Origin of the sequence: Neisseria dentiae (genome assembly GCF_014055005.1) — a bacterium.
GTDB lineage: Bacteria > Pseudomonadota > Gammaproteobacteria > Burkholderiales > Neisseriaceae > Neisseria > Neisseria dentiae.
Window position 1 is genome coordinate 2,215,042 of sequence record NZ_CP059570.1, and the last position, 21,402, is coordinate 2,236,443.

Sequence of the window (21,402 nt, forward strand, 5' to 3'; positions counted from 1 at the left end):
CTTTTTCAGACGGCCTGTAACCCACCGACTGCCAACCCCGCAACAAACCGATCCGCCATGCAAACCATCATCGCCAACGCCCGCCGCCATTCCCACTATCTCGCCCGCCATCTCGACAATGGCAACCTCAAGCCCGAAATCCTGCACCCCATGCTGGATAAAGTGCTCGGCACCGCCGATTTCCAAGCCTTTGCCGACTGGGAAAAAATCCGCGCCGACGAAAACGAAGAAGAGCTGGCGCGCCAGTTGCGCCTGCTGCGCCGTTATGTGATGGCGCAGATTATCGTGCGCGACATCAACCGCATCAGCGATTTGGCCGAAGTTACCCGCACCATCACGCTGTTTGCCGATTTTGCCGTCAACACCGCGCTCGGTTTCGCCTATGCCTATTATCAGGATATGTACGGCACGCCTATCGGCCGCTACACGCGCGAGGCGCAGCACCTGAGCGTGGTGGCGATGGGCAAGGCGGGTGGCTACGAATTGAACGTATCCTCCGACATCGACCTGATTTTCGTTTACCCCGAAGCGGGCGACACTGACGGCAAACGCGAGCGCGGCAATCAGGAATTCTTCACCAAAACCGGCCAGAAGCTGATTGCGCTTTTGAACGACATCACCGCCGACGGCCAAGTGTTCCGCGTCGATATGCGCCTGCGCCCCGACGGCGATTCCGGCGCACTGGTATTGAGCGAAACCGCACTCGAGCAATATTTAATCCAGCAGGGGCGCGAATGGGAACGCTACGCCTGGTGCAAAGGCCGCGTGGTTACGCCCTACCCCAACGGCATCGCCTCGGTGGTGCGCCCCTTCGTGTTCCGCAAATACCTCGATTTCAACGCCTACGAAGCCATGCGCGCCCTGCACCGCCAAATCCGCAGCGAAGTGGGCCGCAAAGGCATGGCCGACAACGTGAAGCTCGGCGCCGGCGGCATCCGCGAAGTCGAATTCATCGCCCAGATTTTCCAGATGATACGCGGCGGCCGCATCCGCAGCCTGCAACTGAAAGGCACGCAGGAAACCCTGCACGAACTCGCCCGCCTCGGCATTCTCGAACACCGCACCGCCAACACCCTTCTGGACGCCTACCGCTTTTTGCGCGATGTCGAACACCGCCTGCAATATTGGGACGACCAGCAAACCCAAACCCTGCCGCAAAACCCCGAACAACAGCAGCTCTTGGCCGAAAGCATGGGTTTTGCCGACTACCCCGCCTTTTCAGACGGCCTCAACCGCCACCGCAGCCAAGTTAACGCCATCTTCAACGAAATTCTGGCCGAACCCGAAGAAACCCCGCAGCAAAAAGCCGAAAGCTGGCAGTGGGTGTGGCAGGAAAACGGCGACGAAGAAACCCTGCGCAGCCGCCTGGCCGAACACGGCTTCGAGGCCGATACCGTGGCCGAACGGCTCGCGCAGCTGCGGCACAGCCACAAATACCGCCACCTTTCCGCCCACGCCCAACCGCGTTTCGATGCCGTGATGCCGCCCTTGGCGGAAGCCGCCGCCGCCCAAACCAACCCCACCGCCACCCTGCTGCGGCTGCTCGACTTTCTCGAAACCGTCAGCCGCCGTTCGGCCTATCTGGCCTTTCTCAACGAACACCCGCAGGCTTTGCGGCAACTGGCCGGCATCATGAGCCAAAGCTCGTGGGTGGCCGCCTACCTGTGCAAATACCCGATACTGCTCGACGAACTCCTAAGCGCGCAGTTGATGGAAACCGAACACGACTGGCCCGCGCTTGCCGCCGAACTTTCAGACGGCCTGGCCAATGCCGGCGGCGACACCGAAGCGCAGATGGACATTCTGCGCCACTTCCAACACACCCAAGTGTTCCGCCTCGCCGTGCAGGATTTGGCCGGATTGTGGACGGTTGAAGCCTTATCCGACCAACTTTCCGCCCTGGCCGACACCATACTCGCCGCCGCCCTGCCCGCCGTGTGGGCCGACACCCCCAAAACCCACACCGGCACACCCAACATCGCCGTTATCGGCTACGGCAAACTCGGCGGCAAAGAGCTGGGTTATTCTTCAGACCTCGATTTGGTCTATCTCTACGACGACCCCCACCCCGACGCACCCGACATCTACGGCCGCTTCGTGCGCCGCCTCACCAACTGGCTTTCCGCCGCCACCGGCGCAGGCACGCTTTACGACGTTGATTTGCGGCTGCGCCCCAACGGCGACGCCGGTTTTCTCGCCCACAGCACCGCCGCCTTTGAAAAATACCAGCACGAAAGCGCGTGGACATGGGAACACCAATCCCTCACCCGCGCCCGCTTCATCTGCGGCAGCAGCGCAATCGGCGCCTTTTTCGACCGCGTGCGCCAACAAGTGCTCACGCAGCCGCGCGACACCGCCGAACTTGCCCGCGAAATCATCGCCATGCGCGAAAAAATGTTCCCCACCCACCCACCTGCCGACAGCGACGTCAAATACGCCCGCGGCGGCGTGGTCGATGTGGAATTCATCGTGCAGTATCTGATTCTGGCGCATTCGCACCGACACCCCGGGCTGCTCGACAACTACGGCAACATCGCCCTGCTGAACATCGCCGCCGACTGCGGCCTGATTGATAAAGCCCTGGCCGGGCAAAGCCGCACCGCCTACCGCTTCTACCGCCAGCAGCAGCACAACACCAAACTGCGCGACGCCGGCAAAGTCAACCTCACCCCCGAGCTGCTCGCCCACTACCAAAGCGTGCGCAGCCTGTGGCGGCAGGTGTTCGGCGAAGACGCGCGTTTCGAGGCCGCCTGAAAAACGGCCGCCTGAAAAACGGCCGTCTGAAAAATACCGGATAACTTTTTCAGACGGCCTCGGAACGCCGCCCCGCCCGAAGCCCCGTTTTACCCGCACAAGCCTATTTTCCGCCGGGCGGCGGTGCGGAATTGCTGCCGATTTAACAACATAAAAACAGCTTGACACCCGTTTGTCTTATTGAAAAAAATACCGCCGCAACGTGATCGGCTACGCTCCCTAAAACCCCCACCCGCCAAAAGGGCTACCATGCTCAAATTTATTTTCCGCCGCGTGCTCGAAGCCATACCCACGCTGTTTGTGCTGATTACCGTGTCGTTTTTCATGATGCGGCTCGCACCGGGCAGCCCGTTTACCGGCGAGCGCAACCTGCCGCCTGCGGTATTGGCCAACATCGAAGCCAAATACCACCTTAACGACCCGATCTGGCTGCAATATCTCAACTATCTCAAACAACTGGCGCAGGGCGATTTCGGCCCCTCGTTCAAATACAAAGACTACACGGTTAACGAACTGCTCGCGCAGGCGTTTCCCGTGTCGCTCGAAATCGGCCTGTATGCCTTCGCCGCGGCGCTGCTGCTCGGCGTAACGCTGGGCGTGCTGGCGGCGCTGAAGCAAAACACCTGGCTCGACTACCTCACCATGGGCACCGCCATGACCGGCGTGGTGGTGCCGAGTTTTGTGAAAGCCCCGCTGCTGGTGCTGGTGTTCGCCATCTGGCTCAAATGGCTGCCCGCCGGCGGCTGGAACAACGGCGCCGCCGCCAATATGATCCTACCGGTGGCGGCGCTCGCCATGGCTTATGTTTCCAGCATCGCCAGAATTACGCGCGGCTCGATGATCGAAACCATGAACAGCCCGTTTATCCTCACCGCCCGCGCCAAAGGGCTTTCCACCCGCTACATCGTGTGGAAGCACGCGCTGCGCCCCGCGCTGTTGCCGGTGGTTTCCTACCTCGGCCCCGCTTTCGTGGGCATCATCACCGGCTCGATTGTGATCGAAACCATCTTCGGCCTGCCAGGCATCGGCCAGCTGTTTGTGAACGGCGCACTCAACCGCGATTACGGCATGGTGCTGAGCCTCACGATTCTGGTGGGCGTGCTAACCATTGTGTTCAACGCCGTGGTGGATATTCTTTATGCGGTTATCGACCCGAAAATACGCTATTAACCGAAACGCCCTATCCGATAACGCAGGCCGGAAACCGTTATAAAATTCAAAAATGTTTTCAGACGGCCTGCGCAACCTGCAAAGGTTGCAGGCCGTCTGAAAACGTTGACAGCCGAACTGCCGATTCAGTAACCGTTCCGCCATACTCGGGCTTGACCCGAATATCCAAAAATCTGCTGAAACTCAAGATACCCGGGTTAAGCCCGAGTATGACGGATATACTTTTTCTTAAGTTGGCCGGCTCTAGCGAAACGCTTTAAGCAAAGAGACACGCCTTATGCTCATCAATAAAAAACCGGCGGCGGCGCTGGCCGCAGCCCTCGCCCCCGCCGACGTTAAAGGCCGCAGCCTGTGGCAAAACGCCTGGCGCCGCTTCCGCCGCAACCGCGCCGCGCTGGCCGGCGGCCTGATTCTGCTCGCCGTTTGCGCGTTTGTGGTGTTCGCCCCCATGCTGGCGCCGTTTGCCTACGACCACACCGACTGGGGCGCCATGCAAACCGCGCCGTCGTTTGAAAACAAACACTATTTCGGTACCGATTCGCTGGGGCGCGATTTGCTCGCGCGCGTGGCCGTCGGCGGGCGCATTTCGCTGACGGTGGGCGCGGCGGGCGCGCTGGTGGCGGTGGTTATCGGCGTGGCCTACGGCGCGGTGGCGGGCTTTTTCGGCGGCAAAACCGATATGCTGATGATGCGTTTTCTCGAAATTCTCAATGCCTTTCCGTTTATGTTTTTCGTGATTCTGCTGGTTACGTTTTTCGGCCGCAATTTAGGCTTTATCTTCGTGGCCATCGGCATGGTGTCGTGGCTCGACGTGGCGCGCATCGTGCGCGGCCAAACCTTGAGCCTGAAGCGCAAAGAGTTTATCGAAGCGGCACATGTGGGCGGCGTTTCCGACACCCGCATCGTGTTCCGCCACATCGTGCCCAACGTGCTGGGCGTGGTGGTGGTGTATGCCTCGCTGCTGGTGCCGGGCATGATTCTGTTCGAATCGTTTTTGAGCTTTCTCGGCCTCGGCGTGCAGGAACCGATGACAAGCTGGGGCGCGATGCTGCAAGACGGCGCCAACACCATGCAGGTGGCGCCGTGGCAGCTTCTCGTGCCCGCCGTGTTTCTGGTGGTTACGCTCTTTTGCTTCAACTTTATCGGCGACGGCCTGCGCGACGCGCTCGACCCGAAAGACAGATAATCGTGAAACCACACAAAACGATACGGCGTTGCGTTGCCTTGTCTCCTTTTGTGTTGTTCCACTATAAAACATTAAATAAAAAACGTTTTCAGACGGCCTGTCCGTATAAAAGGCCGTCTGAAAAGGAAACCCGAATGACCACACCTCTGCTGCAAGTGCGCGACCTCGAAGTGCGCTTTAACACCGAAGACGGCACGGTAACCGCCGTCAACAAACTCAATTTCGACCTGCACGAAGGCGAAACGCTGGGTATCGTGGGCGAATCCGGCTCGGGCAAATCGCAAACCGCGTTTGCCGTGATGGGGCTGTTGGCGAAAAACGGCGAAGCCCGCGGCTCCGCCCGGTTTAACGGGCGCGAGATTCTGGGGCTGCCCGAAAAAGAGTTAAACAAAATCCGCGCCGAGCAAATCGCCATGATTTTCCAAGACCCGATGACCTCGCTCAACCCCTATATGCGGGTGGGCAGCCAGCTTGCCGAAGTGCTGCGCCTGCACAAAGGCATGGGCAAAGCCGAAGCGTGGGCAGAATCGGTGCGTATGCTCGAAGCCGTGAAAATCCCCGAAGCCAAAAAGCGCATCAATATGTATCCGCACGAATTTTCCGGCGGGATGCGCCAGCGCGTGATGATTGCCATGGCCTTGCTGTGCCGCCCCAAACTCTTGATTGCCGACGAACCCACCACCGCGCTCGACGTGACCGTGCAGGCGCAGATTATGGCGCTGCTTAACGAGTTAAAGCGCGATTTCGGCACCACCATCATCATCATCACCCACGATTTGGGCGTGGTGGCCGGCATCTGCGACCACGTTTTGGTGATGTATGCCGGCCGCACCATGGAATACGGCAGCGTTAACGATATTTTCTACCGCCCCGCCCACCCCTACACCGTCGGCCTGCTCGGCGCCGTGCCCAGATTGGACGGCAACCGCGAAACCCTGCCCACCATTCCCGGCAACCCGCCCAACCTCAGCAACCTGCCCCAAGGCTGTCCGTTTCAGGAACGCTGCCGCCTCGCCGACGAAGCCTGCCGCAGCGAGCCGCCGCTGGAAACCTTCGCCCCCAACCGCCGCCGCGCCTGCCACAGGCCGTCTGAAACCCTGCAAGGAGCACAACCATGACGAGCTTATTGTCTGTACGCAACGTGCAGGTCAGCTTCAACGTCAAGCGCGGCAACGCCGCCTTCTGGCAGAAACCCGCCGTTCTCAAAGCCGTTAACGGCATCTCGTTCGATCTGGCCGAAGGCGAAACGCTGGGCATCGTGGGCGAATCGGGCTGCGGCAAATCCACCCTCGCCCGCGCCATCATCGGTTTGGTCAAAACCAGCGGCGGCAGCATCTTATGGCAGGGCGGCGAACTGGCCGGCCTTTCCGCCAAAGCCCTGCGCGGCAAACGGCGCGAAATCCAAATGATCTTCCAAGACCCGCTCGCCTCGCTCAACCCGCGCATGACCATAGGCGAAATCATTGCCGAGCCACTGAAAACCTACTTTCCCAAGCTCAAAAAAAGCGAAATCGAAGCGCAGGTTAAAGAAATGATGATGAAAGTCGGCCTGCTGCCCAACCTCATCAACCGCTACCCGCACGAATTTTCAGGCGGCCAATGCCAACGCATCGGCATCGCCCGCGCCCTGATTCTCAAGCCCAAACTGGTGATTTGCGACGAACCCGTATCGGCGCTCGACGTATCCATTCAGGCGCAAGTGGTCAACCTGCTCAAAAGCCTGCAAAAAGAAATGGGGCTGACGCTGATTTTCATCGCCCACGATCTGGCCGTGGTCAAACACATATCCGACCGCGTATTGGTAATGTATCTGGGCAATGCCGTAGAACTCGGCCGCTACGACGAAGTATATGACCGCCCCGCCCACCCCTACACGCAAGCCCTGATGTCTGCCGTGCCCCTGCCCGACCCCGAAGCCGAGCGCAGCAAAACCATACAGCTTCTGCCCGGCGACCTGCCCAGCCCCATCAACCCGCCCTCCGGCTGCGTGTTCCGCACCCGCTGCCCGCAGGCCGATGCCGCCTGTGCGGAAACCAAACCCGAATGGAGGGGCAACGGCAGCCACTTTGCCGCCTGTTTGAAAAACGGTGTATAGTGAATCTACTTACTCCATTACGGCGTTGCTACGCCTTAGCTCAAAGAGAACGATTTTGTAAGCCGCTGAAGCGGCAACAGAATCGGTTCCGTACTATTTGTACTGCCTTCGGCTTGCTGCCTTGTACTGAAGTGTGAATTCACTATAGCCCGGGAAAGCACACGCTAGGGTCTGTTGTCGAGAGCGTTGCTGCCGCCTTTGCAAAACCACCGCTTTTTTCAACAATCGTTACCGCAAACCGCTTTAAATACCGCATCCGCCGCTGTTTCCACCCAAACGGCAACATTCGGAAAATGTAATTTACGTAACTGCCACCCGCATTAACAAACCGAACCGCTATCATGGCGGCGGTTGTACGGCAGAGCATCTTTCCGCCGCACACCGGAAAACCCCGGATTTCCACGCTTACTCTTGACCACAAGACTGAAGGATAAAAAATGAAAAAAGCCCCCGCATTAACCACCGCCGTTTTAATCGGCGTTTCCGCCCTTTCCCTGGCTGCCTGCTCGTCTGACCGCGGCCCCAAACACGACCGCGACGGCCGCGGACATGCCGGCAAAGAATTCCGCAAGGGCGGCATGGAGCGCGGTTTCAAAGATTTGAACCTCACTGAAGAACAAAAAACCAAAATCCGCGCCATCATGGAAGAAGGCCGCGACAACCGCACACAACAACCCGATGAAAACCGCCGCGAAGCCCACCGCCGGCAAATCGAAAATTACCGTGCCGCCGAGCAAAACCTGCTGAAAAACCCCGCCTTCGACGAAGCTGCCGCGCGCAACCTCATCGCCCAGCGCGAACAAGGCATGGAAGAGCAACGCCGCCAGCGTGCCGAGTTTGAATTGCAGCAATTGAAAAAACGCCACGCCGTGTTCCAAGTGCTGACTCCCGAACAACAGCAAAAATGGCTGGAAAAACAAAACGAACGCGGCAACGGCAAACAGCGTCCGTAACGCCGGACTTGCACAATAAGCATTAGCCAACCGCAGAAAAAGCCGTCTGAAAATTTCAGACGGCCTTTTTTATATAAAATCAGAAACCTTTGCTCCCAAATGTGGATACAGTTCAAGACGCAGCAGCGCAGCGGGTGCAGACATATCAAACACAAGGCTAAGCGGGCAGCAACCTAAAGGGCATAAACGCACAACGCAGAAATACGCCGCAGATGGCGGTTTTGCAAAGCTCTCAATCATTTTGCGCGTTGATTTCAATAGCAGATATTCACCAAAGTAACAAATTTAATCAATATAATGAATCTTTACATGCGTTAATACCCGGCTAATCCGAGCCTAAATTTCGCCGCCTAGAATATCATCGGCACACTTTCCCTCCCTCTGCGGCACGGCATGATGCTTTTGAAATTTTTGCAAAATCCGCCCAGGCCGTCTGAAATATCCGGCTGCACCAGCCCGCCACCCGCACCTCGGGGCGGCTAAACTTTTCGGTAGCGGGTTCGGCATTTCCGCCATTGCCCTAGTGCGCCACCGCAGCCATGAGGCGTATAATGCTGCGTTGCGCCGGCACGGAACCCGTTTTGAGCCTGAAGCACCGCAGAATCAACAGCCATACGGGTTGGCTTGACGGTTGCCGTTAAAACAAAATCAGTTTGGCGCCGAAAAAATGTTTTAGCCGCCTTTTCAGACGGCCTTAAGCTTTCAGGCTTATGCTGTAACCGTTGCAGCCTGACAGTTTCTATTCACCGCAAACCCGGCAAACAAAGACTGCACGGCAGGGTTTTACGGTACGCAGCACAGAAAGAATGTTATATGAGCAGTATCACACCCGAACGCACCGTTCTCGTATTGGATTTAGACGACACCATTTATCCCGAACATTGCTACAAAATCTCCGGCATCCGCTCGGTTTGCCGCACCATCGCCTCCCTCTATCCGCAATACAACGCCGACACCCTGTTTGAAAACCTCGACACATCCGGCCCATGGCTCGACCGGTTGTGCAGCGAATGCGGCCTGAACGACTCCGAAAAACAAACCCTGCTGTGGCACTACCGCCTGCACACCCCCGATTTGGCAAACTGTATGCCGTCGGAACAACTGAAAAACCTGATGGCGCGCTTCAGCGCCACCGCGCTGATTTCAGACGGCCGCAGCCTCACCCAACGCCTGAAACTCGCCGCATTGGGCCTGCTCGAACGCTTTGATTTGGTGCTGATTTCCGAAGCCACCGGCGCCGACAAGCCCGACGGCAAACGTTTTCTGCAAATCGAAGCAACCTGGCCCGGCAAACAGTATCTCTACATCGCCGACAACACCGCCAAAGATTTCGTCACCCCCAACCGCTTGGGCTGGAAAACCTTAAGAATCACCGGCATGCCCGATGCCATCTACACTGCCGACGAATCCCGCTTCCCCGCCGAATACCGCGCCCAAGGCAGCCTGAACAGGCTCGAAGATTTGGCCGGCCTGCTGCCTTGAACCCGCCCCTGGCTTGCGCACAATCCGCCTCGGCCGTCTGAAATATTCTTTCAGACGGCCAAATGCGTTATCCGACAATTTGTTTTAACCGAAAAACAGACAGTTGCCGGCGGATTTTTCAAAAGCCGGCAAACGCGCCGCCCGGCCGGGCATCCGCCTATGCCGAAAATCTTTGGCCTAAATCATAAAAAACTGTAATTTTCCGACAAGCATATATCTTTCGGGTTACAATCCCACGCTAAGTATTCAAATCAACAACATAACCTTGGTGCCTTTGCAAAGGCATCAGCTTTAATATCCAAAAAACCGAAAGGATATCCTCCATGAGTGCTTCCAAACGCGACCTAACCCGTATCCGCCATAACACCAAAATCGTGGCCACACTCGGCCCGGGCAGCAACAACGTCGATTTGCTCAAAGACATGATTGCCATCGGCGGATTAAACGTTGTGCGCTTCAATTTCAGCCACGGCACCCCCGAATTCCATCAGGAAAACGCCCGCATCGTGCGCGAAGCCGCCAAACTGGCCGGCCGCGAAGTGGCGATTATGGCCGATTTGCAAGGCCCCAAAATCCGCGTGGGCAAACTCGAAGGCGGCGGCATCAAGCTCGAAGCAGGCGAAAAACTGCTGCTCGATGCCGCACTGGAAGGCGAAGGCAACCGCGACCGCGTAGGCTTGGACTACCGCGATCTGCCCAAAGACGTGAAAGCGGGCGACGTGCTGCTGCTCGACGACGGCCTGCTCACCCTGATTGTGGACAGCGTTAACGGCAGCGAAATCCTCACCACCGTGCAAAACAGCCACACACTCAAAAGCAACAAAGGCATCAACAAACAAGGCGGCGGCCTTTCGGCAGGCGCGCTCACCGAAAAAGACTTCCGCGACCTGAAAACCGCCGTTAGCATCGGTTGCGACTATTTGGCCGTGAGCTTCGTCAAATCGGGCGAAGACATGAAAACCGCCCGCGAACTGGTCGAACGCGAAATGCAGGGCAGCAATGCTGTCCGCCCCGGCCTGGTGGCGAAAATCGAGCGCGTGGAAGCGATTACCAACCTCGACGAAATCATTCTGGCTTCAGACGGCATCATGGTTGCCCGCGGCGATTTGGCCGTGGAAGTGGGCAACGCCGCCGTGCCCGCCCTGCAAAAACGCATGATACGCCGCGCCCGCGAGCTGCGCCGTTTCAGCATCACCGCCACGCAAATGATGGAAAGCATGATCACCAACCCCGTGCCCACCCGCGCCGAAGTGAGCGATGTGGCCAACGCCGTGCTCGACGGCACCGATGCGGTGATGTGTTCCGCCGAAACCGCCGTGGGCGCTTATCCGTTTGAAACCGTGCGCTATATGGCTCTGATTTGCGCCTCTGCCGAAGCCGAGCAGGATTCGCTCAACGGCGTGAGCGAAGAGCATATCGAAGCGCCTGTGAGCAGCAATCTGGCGATCGCCGGCGGCGCCGTTCAAGTGGCGCGCGCGGTGAACGCCAAAGCCATCGTGGCCTTAACCGAAAGCGGTTCCACCGCGTTTGAAATCAGCCGCCACAGCATCCAGCTGCCGATTTACGCGCTCACCCCCAGCCAGTCGGCGCAACGCCGCATGGCGATGTACCGCGGCGTGCGCCCGTTGATCATCACCACCAGCACCGACCACGATACGGCGATTAACGAAGTGGAAACCATGCTGGTCGAACGCAAGGTGCTCGAAGCCGGCGACCAATACATCATCACCAGCGGCTCGCGTATGCGCGAGGCCGGCTCTACCAATATGCTGCAAATCTTCACCGTGCGCGGTTGATAGCGGCCTGTAAGGCTATGCCGCATAAAAGGCCGTCTGAAAATATTTTTTCAGACGGCCTGATATTTTGGCAACACCCGTACCGGTTTTTAAAACACTTACGTCATACTCGGGCTTGACAAGAAATTTTGAATTAGCCTCTTACAAGGCTCGCATTCTTTTTTATTAAAGACAAGAATACTTTTACTGTTAAAGAAAAAAGCCAAGTCGGATAAACTTGGCTTTTCAAATTTTGGTGGGTCGTGAAGGATTCGAACCTTCGACCAACGGATTAAAAGTCCGCTGCTCTACCAGCTGAGCTAACGACCCGAAAGAGTGCGCATAATATGAAAACTCTATTGTGTTGTCAACAGTTTTATTTACTGTTTAACAGATGCTCCCTTAAAAAATTTCACGCCAGCTGATGCGGCGCACGCCTTTGGCAAACCGGTTCAGAAACTCAACGCTGAATTTACCATCGTCGCCCATTTTGAGCACCACATCGTATTGTTTGCCGTTTATGTTAACCGTAGCAACAGCAGGAAATAAAGCAATCCTGCCTTTTTCTACCACCATGCCGGCAAGCATGTCACCATCTTTAAGAACAAATTTCTTATCGTTGTTGGTATCGAAAACGGCATCCTTATACATCGCACCTGTACGAACATCAACTTCAATGGTTGCAGATTCACCCGAATCGGCTACACACACGTTGCCGGTTGCATTGGCATCGATTGTGCCGCCGCTGCCTACTTTGAAGGCAGAAAATTGGGCTGTTCTGTTGCGGCGTATCAAAGCATCGGAAATGCTGATAAAACCCTCGGGCATTTGCAATTTCCAACCTTTGTGTGTACCCGCAGTCAAGGTGTTTTGAGTGGTGCTATAATATACTTTACTGTTGCCTGCGCTGCTAAGGGATGCAACAGGGTTTGCCAGTGTGGCCGATTGCGCCAATAACTGGCTGTCACTTATTGTTGAACCATCTTTATCAAAAAGGCCATAGGCATAGTTTTGTTGTATTGCCGATGCATCGCTTGCATCGAAATATTTGCCGGTGCTGAATACAACCGTGTAATTGTCTGCATTTTTAAATACGTCGGGTGCGCCGGTTATCGGTTGTGTGCCGCTAAACAGTTTTTTTGCCGCTTGCCATGCACCGTTGGCATAATCGATACGCCACATTACACCCGATTCATCGCCCACATAAATGCGGTCTAGGTTACCGTCGTTATCGGTATCTACCACTTTCGGCATACCTACGCCGGTTGTTCCGAGTTTCACTTTCCAATAATTCGTACCTAAAGACCAATTATTGCTGCTCTTATCCAATCTCAAGATATAAATATAACCTTCACCGCCTGCCGCGTTATAACCGCTGCTGACTACCGCAACCGGAACAGACTGTTCGCCAATCTTCACATTGGTGATAACCGGTTTGTGTACGGTAAGGCCGAGGCCGGAATCATCAGAAGCGTTAAACTCCCACATAACGTTTGCTTGACCGGGCGTTGTGCTTGCGCCCATATTCGTTGCATCAACGGCATACACACTGTTACCGCCACGGCCTGTTGTGCCGACGATAACCGATTTAGCCTCTTTAAGAGAGCCGGATGCAAAGCATACTTCCGCAGCCACGGGCGAACCGTCGTTAATAAAGAAGTGAGGCTGCCCTGTTTCGGCAAACTGTTTCAACTTGGGTAGTGTATCGGCAGGCAGATAGGCAAATTGCTCATTGCCGTCGTGATCGGCGATATGCAGCATACCGTCATTCGCGGCAAACGCATAAAGTGTTTTTCTGTTTTGAACGGTGTTGAAATTAGTGTATTTGCACTCTTTCAAACTTTCACTCTGTGGCGCTTTAACCACCGCAATAGCAGAATTGACAACGGTGCCAAGCAAACCGTTATCGGGGCGCTTTCTAAATGATGCGCCGGCACCCTCTTCATATTGATCCGATCCCAAAACATATTCAATTAAGTTGGCAGGATCATCGATAGGGCGGCCTTGGTTGCCCAGTGCCAAAGCTGGTGCGAATGTTGTGGCATTGGCGCGGGAAAATTGATACACCCCGCCGGTGGTACGCGCCCAAACATTACGGTTGTTCCAGTTATAACGGTAGTTTGTCAAACGGTCGCTTAGTTTCCATGCCGGTGTAGGCGGGTTATTACTGAGATTGCCGAACACATCCGAAGAGCGGTAGGCAATTACATCACCCTGCCAGCCGAATTCATTTTGTTTGTAGCTCGATTGCATAATCAGAGTGTTGGCCGATACATCCATCACGCCAGCCGCATTTAAATCTAATCCCAATGCGGTTTGAGTGGGGGTGTCGGATTTTGCTCCGATATTTTTAAACGATTTTCTCAATACATTAGTCAGACTCTCCGGGTCTGCTGCCGCACCGTAAGTATTCGGCACGCCGTCTTTGAAGGCAGGAAGGCTTGTGCTGCCTACAGGGTCGCTGGTCCATTGTGCACGCGACTTGGGATCCGAATTGGGTTTCAATACCGGCAGCAAGCCTTTGTCTTCATTTTCTTGATCGTTGAAGCCGCCATATTTGGCTGCCCAATAGAAAACGTTGTCGTTCCAAGAGGTACCTTCACTTCGATAGTTATTTCTTTCCAATACATCTACCATGATGGTACGGATGGTTTGATTGCCCGGCATGGTTGTGCGGATATCATTGGTGCGCGCCCAATAAGCTAAGCCGACAATACTGCCGTACGAATATCCACCCCACGCACCGAATTGTTTTCTTCCATCGGAGCCAGTTAGGATAAACGCACTTTCGGCATTGGCAGCTTTTTGCAGATATTTTTCCGTTTCAACATCGTCATTGGGAATGGCCGGTGTTGGAAGGCCACTAGCATTCGGCTTATAGGCATTAGGCAGATCGTTATCGTGATGGGTGAAGGTATCACCGATATAGAGTAGAAAATTAGGACGGCAAACCGCCTCTTTGCTGGCTTCGGTTTCCCCTTGGCGCAGTAAAGGATCGTTCCAGTTTTCAATCACCGGAAAGTTATCTTTGGCGGTATTGTTAGCTGCCGTGTTGCCGGTTTTAATTGCTTTTGTATATTCAGATAGGCTGCCTTTATTTCTGAAATACCGCAAACCTGCATAATAAAGCTCCGCAGCGGGATCCGAACCGCGATATTGTCCGCTGTCTCCGAATTTATTCAGATAGTTGATTACACCGCTATTGCTTACCCCGCTGGCGGAGGCGTCCTGTTGATCAGGGTTTGTTTCAAACTGCCCTGTTTGTGTGTTGATTTCATTGCCTAATACTATGCCGTCGGCAGTTGTTTCGCCGGCTAGCGATTTCATGCGGGCGCGCATTACACCGCCGTTTATTTGATTGCCAGCTTGTGAGTTACTGTTGTTCAGATAACCAAATACACTAAAACGCATTTTTTGCCGATATTCCTGCATCAAACCTTCCGGTTTCAGATTGGTTGCGCTATAGGCTCGGCAGTTCTTTTCGGGCATGTCGGGATTACAAACTTCAACCTGAACATTGTATACTCTCTGGCTTCCGGTAGAAGGGTTGAATGCCACCTGAAAACCTTCGTTGCGTAACAATAGGTTACCGCTTGCAGGCAATACTGAACTCGGGAAAATTTTAGAGGCAAGGCTGCTCTCTACTGCCCGCAACCATAAATTATATTCATCTTTTCCATTTTGTTCCCTGTTTACAAATGCACGACGTAGAACGGTCTTGCCTTCCACATCACCACTTTGATAAGTTTGTGGCGTATTAGCTAAGCCTAATGCACGGTTTCCTCCAGTCATGGCTTGGCGGAAAATGTCGATGGTAGTCATGGTCATCCAGTTTAGAGCATTGCCACTGAATTCCCCGGTGCAATAGCGGTTGGCAGGTGCCAGCCGTGTCGGTGTAAAATATCCGCCGCCAGCGTTATAACTGTAACACTTATCAGGGTCAAAATAGCCTAAGTAAGTATTCTCTTGAAAGTCTTTATCAGTCAAGACCATATGATTATTTATAGTACCACCGACTCCTACTTTCTGATAGGCAGCCCCCGCGGTAGGAAACTCCACCGAGAGCCCCAGCAGCACATTGGGAGGGTATGAGCTTCCGATGCCCAACATCGGGCTTTGTTCGAATGAGGTCGCACTTGCATTAACGGCATAAAGCGAAAAAATCGCAGCGGTTAGGCGGGCTAAAATTTTAGGGCGTGAGAAAGGAGTAGGAGTTTTCATAAGTCGCTCTCGTATGGTTTGAAACACGCAAACTGTTCGCTGGCAGTTTTAAGTTCGCGGGTTGTATGTAATTTTTATGTAAAATCAGCTTTTCAAATTTTATCATGCTGATTGAGTTTTCTGTATTTTTTAAGGCAGATAAAGATAGCGTTTTCTTAAAATGCAACAGTTTTCACAAATAGAGCTGAAACTTGATTTTTTAAAGGGTAGTTGCAGTTTCTGTAAATCAACACCTGATTTCTGCTTGAGCCTGTGCGCTATTTCGCTTAAAATATCTTGCTTCTACGGCATAGAGTTATGCCCCGAAAAGCACGTAACACGGTTTTTTAGCAAGCCGTGCGGCGTGTTTTTTTTTAGCCGGATTCTTTTCAGACGGCCTTAACCCTTCTAAAGCCGTTCCACACCCAGCCAACACAGGATACCCATCATGACCACACCCGCAATCTTAGTGCTCGCCGACGGCAGCGTGTTTCACGGCACCTCGGTGGGTTTTAACGGCACGACTTCCGGCGAAGTGGTGTTCAATACTTCCATGACCGGTTATCAGGAAATCCTCACCGACCCTTCTTACTGCAAACAAATCGTTACCCTCACTTATCCGCACATCGGCAACACCGGCGCCAACGGCGAAGACACGGAAAGCCGTGCCGTATATGCCGCCGGCCTGATTATCCGCGACCTGCCGCTGTTGCACAGCAATTTCCGCAGCAGCGAAAGTTTGCAGGACTATCTGGTGCGCAACCAAACCGTGGCGATTGCCGACATCGACACCCGCCGCCTCACCCGTATTCTGCGCGACAAAGGCGCACAGGCCGGCGCGATTCTCACCGGTGCGGATGCCACCGAAGAGAAGGCGCGCGAGTTGATTGCCGCGTTCGGCAGCATGGTAGGCAAGGATTTGGCTAAAGAGGTAACTTGCGGTGAATCTTATGAGTGGGTTGAAGGCGAATGGCGGCTCGGCCAAGGCTTCGGCAGCCCCGAAAAACAGCCTTATCATGTGGTGGCTTATGATTTCGGCGTGAAAACCAATATTCTGCGTATGCTTGCCGAGCGCGGCTGCCGCCTGACCGTGGTGCCGGCGCAAACGCCTGCCAAAGAAGTGTTGGCGATGAACCCCGACGGTGTGTTCCTTTCCAACGGCCCGGGCGACCCCGAGCCTTGCGATTATGCCATCGCCGCCGTGAAAACCCTGCTGGAAAGCAAAATACCGCTGTTCGGTATTTGTTTGGGCCATCAATTGCTGGGGCTGGCGGTGGGCGGCAAAACCCGCAAAATGGCGTTCGGCCACCACGGCGCCAACCACCCCGTGCAGGATTTGGCCAGCGGCAAAGTGATGATCACCAGCCAAAACCACGGCTTTGAAGTGGATGCCGACAGCCTGCCCGAAAACGTTAAAGTCACCCACCGCTCGTTGTTCGACGGTTCGCTGCAAGGCATCGAGTTAACCGGACAGGCGGCATTCAGCTTCCAAGGCCACCCCGAAGCCAGCCCCGGCCCGCACGACATGGCTTACCTGTTTGATAAATTTATCGACAGCATGAAAGCGGCCAAGGCCGTCTGAAATGCCTGTCTGAAAAGGCCTGCTTGAAATGAACATTACCGCGCTCGACCATTTGGTGCTGACCGTTGCCGATATCGAAAAAAGCATCGCGTTTTACACGCAGGTTTTGGGGATGCAGGAAATCACGTTCGGCGAAGGCCGCAAGGCGCTACTGTTCGGACGCCAGAAAATCAACCTGCACCAACGCGGCGCCGAAGTGTTGCCCAATGCGCAAAACGCCGGCTGCGGCACGGCCGATTTATGCCTGCTCACCGACACCCCGCCGGAGCAGGTGCTGGCCGAGCTGGAGGCGCACGGCATTCGGGCTTTGAGCGGCATCGTGCCGCGCACGGGCGCAGTGGGGGCGATCGAATCGGTTTACCTGCGCGACCCCGACGGCAATTTATTAGAAATCAGCCGTTATATTTGAATCTATATTTTCAGACGGCCTCAACTCAACATAGGCCGTCTGAAAAACAAAAAACAACAAAAAGCTTCAAAAACAGAGAACAACCATGGCATTTACCGACAAACAAATCCGCATCTTATCCATCGTCGCCACCATGATGGCGGTGGGCATGTATGTAGCCTATATTCCGCAGATACAAATGAATCTGGCCGGCCAGAAAGGCGCATGGCTGCAACCTTTGGTGGCCGCGATCAACTGCACCTTATGGGTGATTTACGCCCTGTTTAAAAAAAACCGCGATATTCCCGTGGCGCTGGCCAACGCGCCCGGCATTTTTCTCGGCCTGATCACGTTTATCACCAGCTTTTAACGCGCAGGCCGCCGTTCTTTAACTTGATAACCCGCCCTGAGGCCGTCTGAAAATGTTCGGCATAACCGACCTTGCCGCCTATATTATCGGCACCATCGCCGTTATCCTGCTGCCCGGCCCCAATTCCATGTATTGCCTCACCGTTGCCGGGCAACACGGCGCCAAGGCCGCCTACCGCGCCGTGGCGGGCATCTTGCTGGGCGACAGCCTGCTGATACTCGCCACCGTATTGGGCGCCGGCACCCTGCTCAAGCTCTATCCCGCCCTGTTTCACGGCATCAAGCTTGCCGGCGGGTTATACTTGGCCTATATCGGCTGCAACCTGCTGCGCGGTGCCGCCAAAAAATGGCACTTCCGGCCGGGCGCAACGGCCGCGGCGAGCGGCGCAAACAACCCGCCCGAACCGCAGCACATTTTCAAACGCGCGCTGCTGTTGAGCCTAACCAACCCGAAAGCGATACTGTTTTTCTTATCGTTTTTCGTGCAGTTCGTCGATCCGGCCTACCCGCACCTTGCGCTGAGTTTTCTCGCGCTGGCCGTGATTTTGCAGCTGGTGAGCCTGCTTTATTTAAACACGCTGGTGTTCGCCGGCCACACACTCACCCGCGCGTTTAAACGGCACACCAAAATATCCGCCGCCGCCATGGCCGCCGTCGGCGTGCTGTTTATCGGTTTCGCCGTAAAAATGTGGACGGCGGGGTTGTAGGGATATGCCTGTCGGAACAAAGATTTTCAGACAGGCATAAAGAAGCAAACTATCCAGCAAATAAATATATCGTTAAAATACAAGATATTATGAATACGCCTGCCCACCACGCCCTGCTGCAACACATCGCTGACGTGATTCAACAAGCGCGCAATCAGGTGCGCTCGGCGGTTAACAGCGCAATGGTGCAGAGCTATTGGGAAATCGGCCGCTTAATCGTCGAGCACGAGCAACAGGGCGAAAAGCGCGCGGCTTACGGCAAACAGCAGTTGCAGAGTATTTCAGAAGCGTTAACCGCACAGTTTGGCAAAGGCTTTGACGTAACCAATTTGCGCAATATGCGCCAGTTTTATCTACTGTTTCCAATTCGCGACGCAGTGCGTCGCGAATTGAGCTGGACGCACTACCGCCGCCTGCTGCGGGTAGAAAATCCCCGCGCACGGGAATGGTATGCACAAGAAGCCGTCAGCCAAAACTGGAGCGTTCGCGCGCTAGACCGCCAAATCGGCGTACCCTATTACGAACGCCTGCTCAGCAGCCGCGACAAAGCCGCTGTTGCCGCCGAAGCCGGGCAGAAAATACAGGAGCAGGCCGAAAGCATCCACGATTACCTGCGCGATCCGTATATACTTGATTTTTTGAACCTGTCGGACAAAAGCTATCAGGAAAGCGATATCGAAAACACCATTATCGGCCACTTGCAGCAGTTTTTACTCGAACTTGGCAAAGGTTTCGCTTTTGTCGAACGCCAGCAGCACATTCGTTTTGACGACGAAGATTTTTACATTGACCTGGTGTTTTACAACTTCAAACTCAAATGCTTTTTACTGCTCGATTTGAAATTAGGCCGTCTGAAACACCAAGACATCGGCCAAATGGACACCTATATCCGCCTGTATGACGAGCAATACAAAAGCACCGACGACAACCCCACCATCGGCTTGGTTTTGTGCAGCGAAAAGAGCGAAGCCGTAGTACGCTATTCGGTATTGGCCGAACAAAAACAACTGTTTGCCGCCAAATACCTGCCCTACCTGCCCAGCGAAGAAGAATTAAAACGGCAGCTCGAATGGGAACGTGAACGGGTGATGAATGCTTTGGGGCGGAAAGACGAATGATAGAAGGTTGGGCTTCAATGGCCGACCTACGGCTACAGAAGGGCATAAATGTGCCAACGGCACGCACGCGGCGGTTGGGTCTTGTCAGAAAAATAGCAACGCGTGCGTGGCTGCGCCGCACATTCTGCACGCAGGCTACGCTTTTGGTAGGTCGGGCATTAATGCCCGACACAATCCGCACCCAAGTAACAGTCGGGCATAAATGCCCGACCTACGGTTGCTACGGCGATCGTGGTTTGCGCCGCACCAAGCAGGTCGGATTTCCGAATCCGACAAATACCGAAACACCGGCAAGCCCAACCGTTTCAGGCAGGCATGAAACGGTTTGCCGATACAAGCAATATCAAATACGTGGTAGGGTGTACCCTAAAGGGCATAAATGTGCCATCGGCACGCACGCGGCGGTTGGGTCTTGTCAGAAAAATAGCAACGCGTGCTACACGCAGGCTACGCTTGCTAGTACAAATAAACGAGTTTAATCAAAAGGAATTAATAAATGGCAATTGAATTATATGGAAATTGGACAAAAGGGTTTGCTTTGGATAATCATATGCAACAAAGTATTTTTTTGGGGCACAATGAGCTTGGTCACCCTCAGTTTGATAATCAAAGAAGTATGGTTGGAGAATGGATTTACCAGTTAAAATACCGAAATAAAATCCAAAATGTTGCTTTGCTGGTAGATTTTATTCTAAATCAATTTAAAGGGTTGGAGTCCTTAAATTTGATTGTTCCCGCCCCTTTTACATTAGAGCGTGCTAATCAACCAGTTCAATTAATTGCACAGGAATTGAGTTCCCGTCTAAATATTCCGTGCTATTCTATTTTAAAGAAATCTCATACTCATGAGCCTTTAAAAAATATTCAAAATAAAAGTGAAAAGCTAGAAATTTTGAGAAAATGCATTTTAGTAGATGATATTGATTTAAATAATAAAAACATCCTAATTGTAGATGATTTATTCGATAGCGGGGCTACTCTAGAAATTTCAACTGAGAAACTACTTGCCAAAAGAGCAAACCAAGTGTTTGTCTTGGCAATGACTAAGACCAAAGGTTAAATTCTATGAATACCGTATTTTTTTCAGGTTCAAGAAGTATCAGTAAATTGAGTACAGAAATACGTAATCGAATTATTGATAATATTCTTAAAAATGAATTTAATATTATTGTTGGCGATGCTAACGGTGCTGATAAAGCATTTCAAAAACTATTCGCTGAACATGGTTATCTTTCTGTACAAGTTTTTTGTTCGGGAGCAGAGCCACGCAATAATATAGGAAGATGGAAGGTAAATTTTATCTTTTCCAATCAAAAAGGCAGGGCGTTGCATGCTGAAAAAGATAAAAAAATGGCAGAAATAGCAGATTATGGATTTGTCTTGTGGAATGGTAAAAGTATTGGCTCATTAAATAATATTGCTGAATTACTTAAACAGAATAAATTTTCCTTGGTTTATTTTGCACCCAACAAACAATTTATAAAGATTAAATCAATAGAGCAATTGCAAGATCTTATTGATTACACAGATGAGAAACTTATGGGTGAAATTCAAGATAAAGGGAATGCTTATCTCAAGACAATTGCGTTGCCACAAGTTCGCTTAATTTAAATTAAACAATCC

16 protein-coding genes and 1 tRNA gene are annotated in these 21,402 nt (G+C 53.6%); 15 read left to right on the top strand and 2 right to left on the bottom strand.

Annotated features, from left to right (window positions below):
• The first annotated feature begins 57 nt into the window (after positions 1-57).
• From glnE to pyk, 8 genes are all read left to right on the top strand, one after another.
• Positions 58-2,754: a bifunctional [glutamate--ammonia ligase]-adenylyl-L-tyrosine phosphorylase/[glutamate--ammonia-ligase] adenylyltransferase gene (gene glnE, locus H3L92_RS10350; protein WP_085366720.1), complete on the top strand. Its 2,697-nt coding sequence runs from the start codon at positions 58-60 to the stop codon at positions 2,752-2,754.
• Between the two features lie 249 nt (positions 2,755-3,003).
• A complete protein-coding gene (oppB, locus tag H3L92_RS10355) occupies positions 3,004-3,924 on the top strand; it encodes an oligopeptide ABC transporter permease OppB (RefSeq protein WP_085366719.1) in 921 nt (306 codons plus the stop codon).
• A gap of 277 nt (positions 3,925-4,201) precedes the next feature.
• Positions 4,202-5,110 (top strand): oligopeptide ABC transporter permease OppC, encoded by a 909-nt coding sequence (gene oppC / locus H3L92_RS10360; RefSeq protein WP_085366718.1) that lies wholly within the window; start codon positions 4,202-4,204, stop codon positions 5,108-5,110.
• A 134-nt stretch (positions 5,111-5,244) separates the two neighbouring features.
• Positions 5,245-6,228: an oligopeptide ABC transporter ATP-binding protein OppD gene (gene oppD / locus H3L92_RS10365; protein ID WP_085366717.1), complete on the top strand. Its 984-nt coding sequence runs from the start codon at positions 5,245-5,247 to the stop codon at positions 6,226-6,228.
• On the top strand, positions 6,225-7,205 hold the full coding sequence (gene oppF, locus H3L92_RS10370) for a murein tripeptide/oligopeptide ABC transporter ATP binding protein OppF (RefSeq protein ID WP_115336227.1): 981 nt from the start codon (positions 6,225-6,227) through the stop codon (positions 7,203-7,205). The genes oppD and oppF overlap by 4 nt, the downstream gene beginning before the upstream one ends.
• Before the next feature lie 437 nt (positions 7,206-7,642).
• Positions 7,643-8,158 (top strand): Spy/CpxP family protein refolding chaperone, encoded by a 516-nt coding sequence (locus tag H3L92_RS10375; protein ID WP_085367073.1) that lies wholly within the window; start codon positions 7,643-7,645, stop codon positions 8,156-8,158.
• 813 nt (positions 8,159-8,971) lie between these two features.
• Complete coding sequence (locus H3L92_RS10380; protein WP_085367074.1) at positions 8,972-9,640, top strand: HAD family hydrolase; 669 nt, start codon at positions 8,972-8,974, stop codon at positions 9,638-9,640.
• Positions 9,641-9,963: 323 nt separating this feature from the next.
• Positions 9,964-11,436: a pyruvate kinase gene (pyk, locus tag H3L92_RS10385; protein WP_085367075.1), complete on the top strand. Its 1,473-nt coding sequence runs from the start codon at positions 9,964-9,966 to the stop codon at positions 11,434-11,436.
• 233 nt (positions 11,437-11,669) lie between these two features.
• Here pyk and H3L92_RS10390 read toward each other — a convergent pair.
• Positions 11,670-11,745: transfer RNA gene (locus H3L92_RS10390), tRNA-Lys, on the bottom strand.
• A 72-nt stretch (positions 11,746-11,817) separates the two neighbouring features.
• Positions 11,818-15,636, bottom strand: coding sequence for a pilus assembly protein (locus H3L92_RS10395; protein WP_085367076.1), 3,819 nt, complete (start codon positions 15,634-15,636; stop codon positions 11,818-11,820).
• Between the two features lie 427 nt (positions 15,637-16,063).
• On the opposite strand from H3L92_RS10395, the gene carA reads away from it, so the two are divergent.
• The 7 genes from carA (at position 16,064) to H3L92_RS10430 (ending at position 21,390) form a co-directional block, all read left to right on the top strand.
• Positions 16,064-17,197 (top strand): glutamine-hydrolyzing carbamoyl-phosphate synthase small subunit, encoded by a 1,134-nt coding sequence (carA, locus tag H3L92_RS10400; protein WP_085367077.1) that lies wholly within the window; start codon positions 16,064-16,066, stop codon positions 17,195-17,197.
• Between the two features lie 28 nt (positions 17,198-17,225).
• On the top strand, positions 17,226-17,606 hold the full coding sequence (locus tag H3L92_RS10405) for a VOC family protein (protein WP_085367078.1): 381 nt from the start codon (positions 17,226-17,228) through the stop codon (positions 17,604-17,606).
• A gap of 85 nt (positions 17,607-17,691) precedes the next feature.
• On the top strand, positions 17,692-17,955 hold the full coding sequence (locus H3L92_RS10410) for a SemiSWEET family transporter (RefSeq protein ID WP_085367079.1): 264 nt from the start codon (positions 17,692-17,694) through the stop codon (positions 17,953-17,955).
• 52 nt (positions 17,956-18,007) lie between these two features.
• On the top strand, positions 18,008-18,661 hold the full coding sequence (gene leuE, locus H3L92_RS10415) for a leucine efflux protein LeuE (protein WP_085367080.1): 654 nt from the start codon (positions 18,008-18,010) through the stop codon (positions 18,659-18,661).
• A gap of 89 nt (positions 18,662-18,750) precedes the next feature.
• Positions 18,751-19,779 carry a PDDEXK nuclease domain-containing protein gene (locus H3L92_RS10420; protein ID WP_085367081.1) on the top strand — a complete coding sequence of 343 codons (1,029 nt, stop codon included), beginning with the start codon at positions 18,751-18,753 and terminating at the stop codon, positions 19,777-19,779.
• Between the two features lie 496 nt (positions 19,780-20,275).
• Complete coding sequence (locus H3L92_RS10425) at positions 20,276-20,839, top strand: ComF family protein (RefSeq protein WP_085367082.1); 564 nt, start codon at positions 20,276-20,278, stop codon at positions 20,837-20,839.
• Between the two features lie 5 nt (positions 20,840-20,844).
• On the top strand, positions 20,845-21,390 hold the full coding sequence (locus H3L92_RS10430) for a hypothetical protein (RefSeq protein WP_115336228.1): 546 nt from the start codon (positions 20,845-20,847) through the stop codon (positions 21,388-21,390).
• Positions 21,391-21,402: the final 12 nt, after the last annotated feature.

What these genes read in the sequence shown, in the direction of transcription:
- oppD (WP_085366717.1), top strand. Translation starts at nt 5,245, where the DNA reads ATGACCACACCTCTGCTGCAAGTGCGCGACCTCGAAGTGCGCTTTAAC.
- oppB (WP_085366719.1), top strand. Translation starts at nt 3,004, where the DNA reads ATGCTCAAATTTATTTTCCGCCGCGTGCTCGAAGCCATACCCACGCTG.
- H3L92_RS10380 (WP_085367074.1), top strand. Translation starts at nt 8,972, where the DNA reads ATGAGCAGTATCACACCCGAACGCACCGTTCTCGTATTGGATTTAGAC.
- H3L92_RS10395 (WP_085367076.1), bottom strand. Translation starts at nt 15,636, where the DNA reads ATGAAAACTCCTACTCCTTTCTCACGCCCTAAAATTTTAGCCCGCCTA.
- H3L92_RS10425 (WP_085367082.1), top strand. Translation starts at nt 20,276, where the DNA reads ATGGCAATTGAATTATATGGAAATTGGACAAAAGGGTTTGCTTTGGAT.
- H3L92_RS10405 (WP_085367078.1), top strand. Translation starts at nt 17,226, where the DNA reads ATGAACATTACCGCGCTCGACCATTTGGTGCTGACCGTTGCCGATATC.
- H3L92_RS10375 (WP_085367073.1), top strand. Translation starts at nt 7,643, where the DNA reads ATGAAAAAAGCCCCCGCATTAACCACCGCCGTTTTAATCGGCGTTTCC.
- carA (WP_085367077.1), top strand. Translation starts at nt 16,064, where the DNA reads ATGACCACACCCGCAATCTTAGTGCTCGCCGACGGCAGCGTGTTTCAC.
- H3L92_RS10430 (WP_115336228.1), top strand. Translation starts at nt 20,845, where the DNA reads ATGAATACCGTATTTTTTTCAGGTTCAAGAAGTATCAGTAAATTGAGT.
- H3L92_RS10410 (WP_085367079.1), top strand. Translation starts at nt 17,692, where the DNA reads ATGGCATTTACCGACAAACAAATCCGCATCTTATCCATCGTCGCCACC.
- leuE (WP_085367080.1), top strand. Translation starts at nt 18,008, where the DNA reads ATGTTCGGCATAACCGACCTTGCCGCCTATATTATCGGCACCATCGCC.
- oppC (WP_085366718.1), top strand. Translation starts at nt 4,202, where the DNA reads ATGCTCATCAATAAAAAACCGGCGGCGGCGCTGGCCGCAGCCCTCGCC.
- pyk (WP_085367075.1), top strand. Translation starts at nt 9,964, where the DNA reads ATGAGTGCTTCCAAACGCGACCTAACCCGTATCCGCCATAACACCAAA.
- oppF (WP_115336227.1), top strand. Translation starts at nt 6,225, where the DNA reads ATGACGAGCTTATTGTCTGTACGCAACGTGCAGGTCAGCTTCAACGTC.
- H3L92_RS10420 (WP_085367081.1), top strand. Translation starts at nt 18,751, where the DNA reads ATGAATACGCCTGCCCACCACGCCCTGCTGCAACACATCGCTGACGTG.
- glnE (WP_085366720.1), top strand. Translation starts at nt 58, where the DNA reads ATGCAAACCATCATCGCCAACGCCCGCCGCCATTCCCACTATCTCGCC.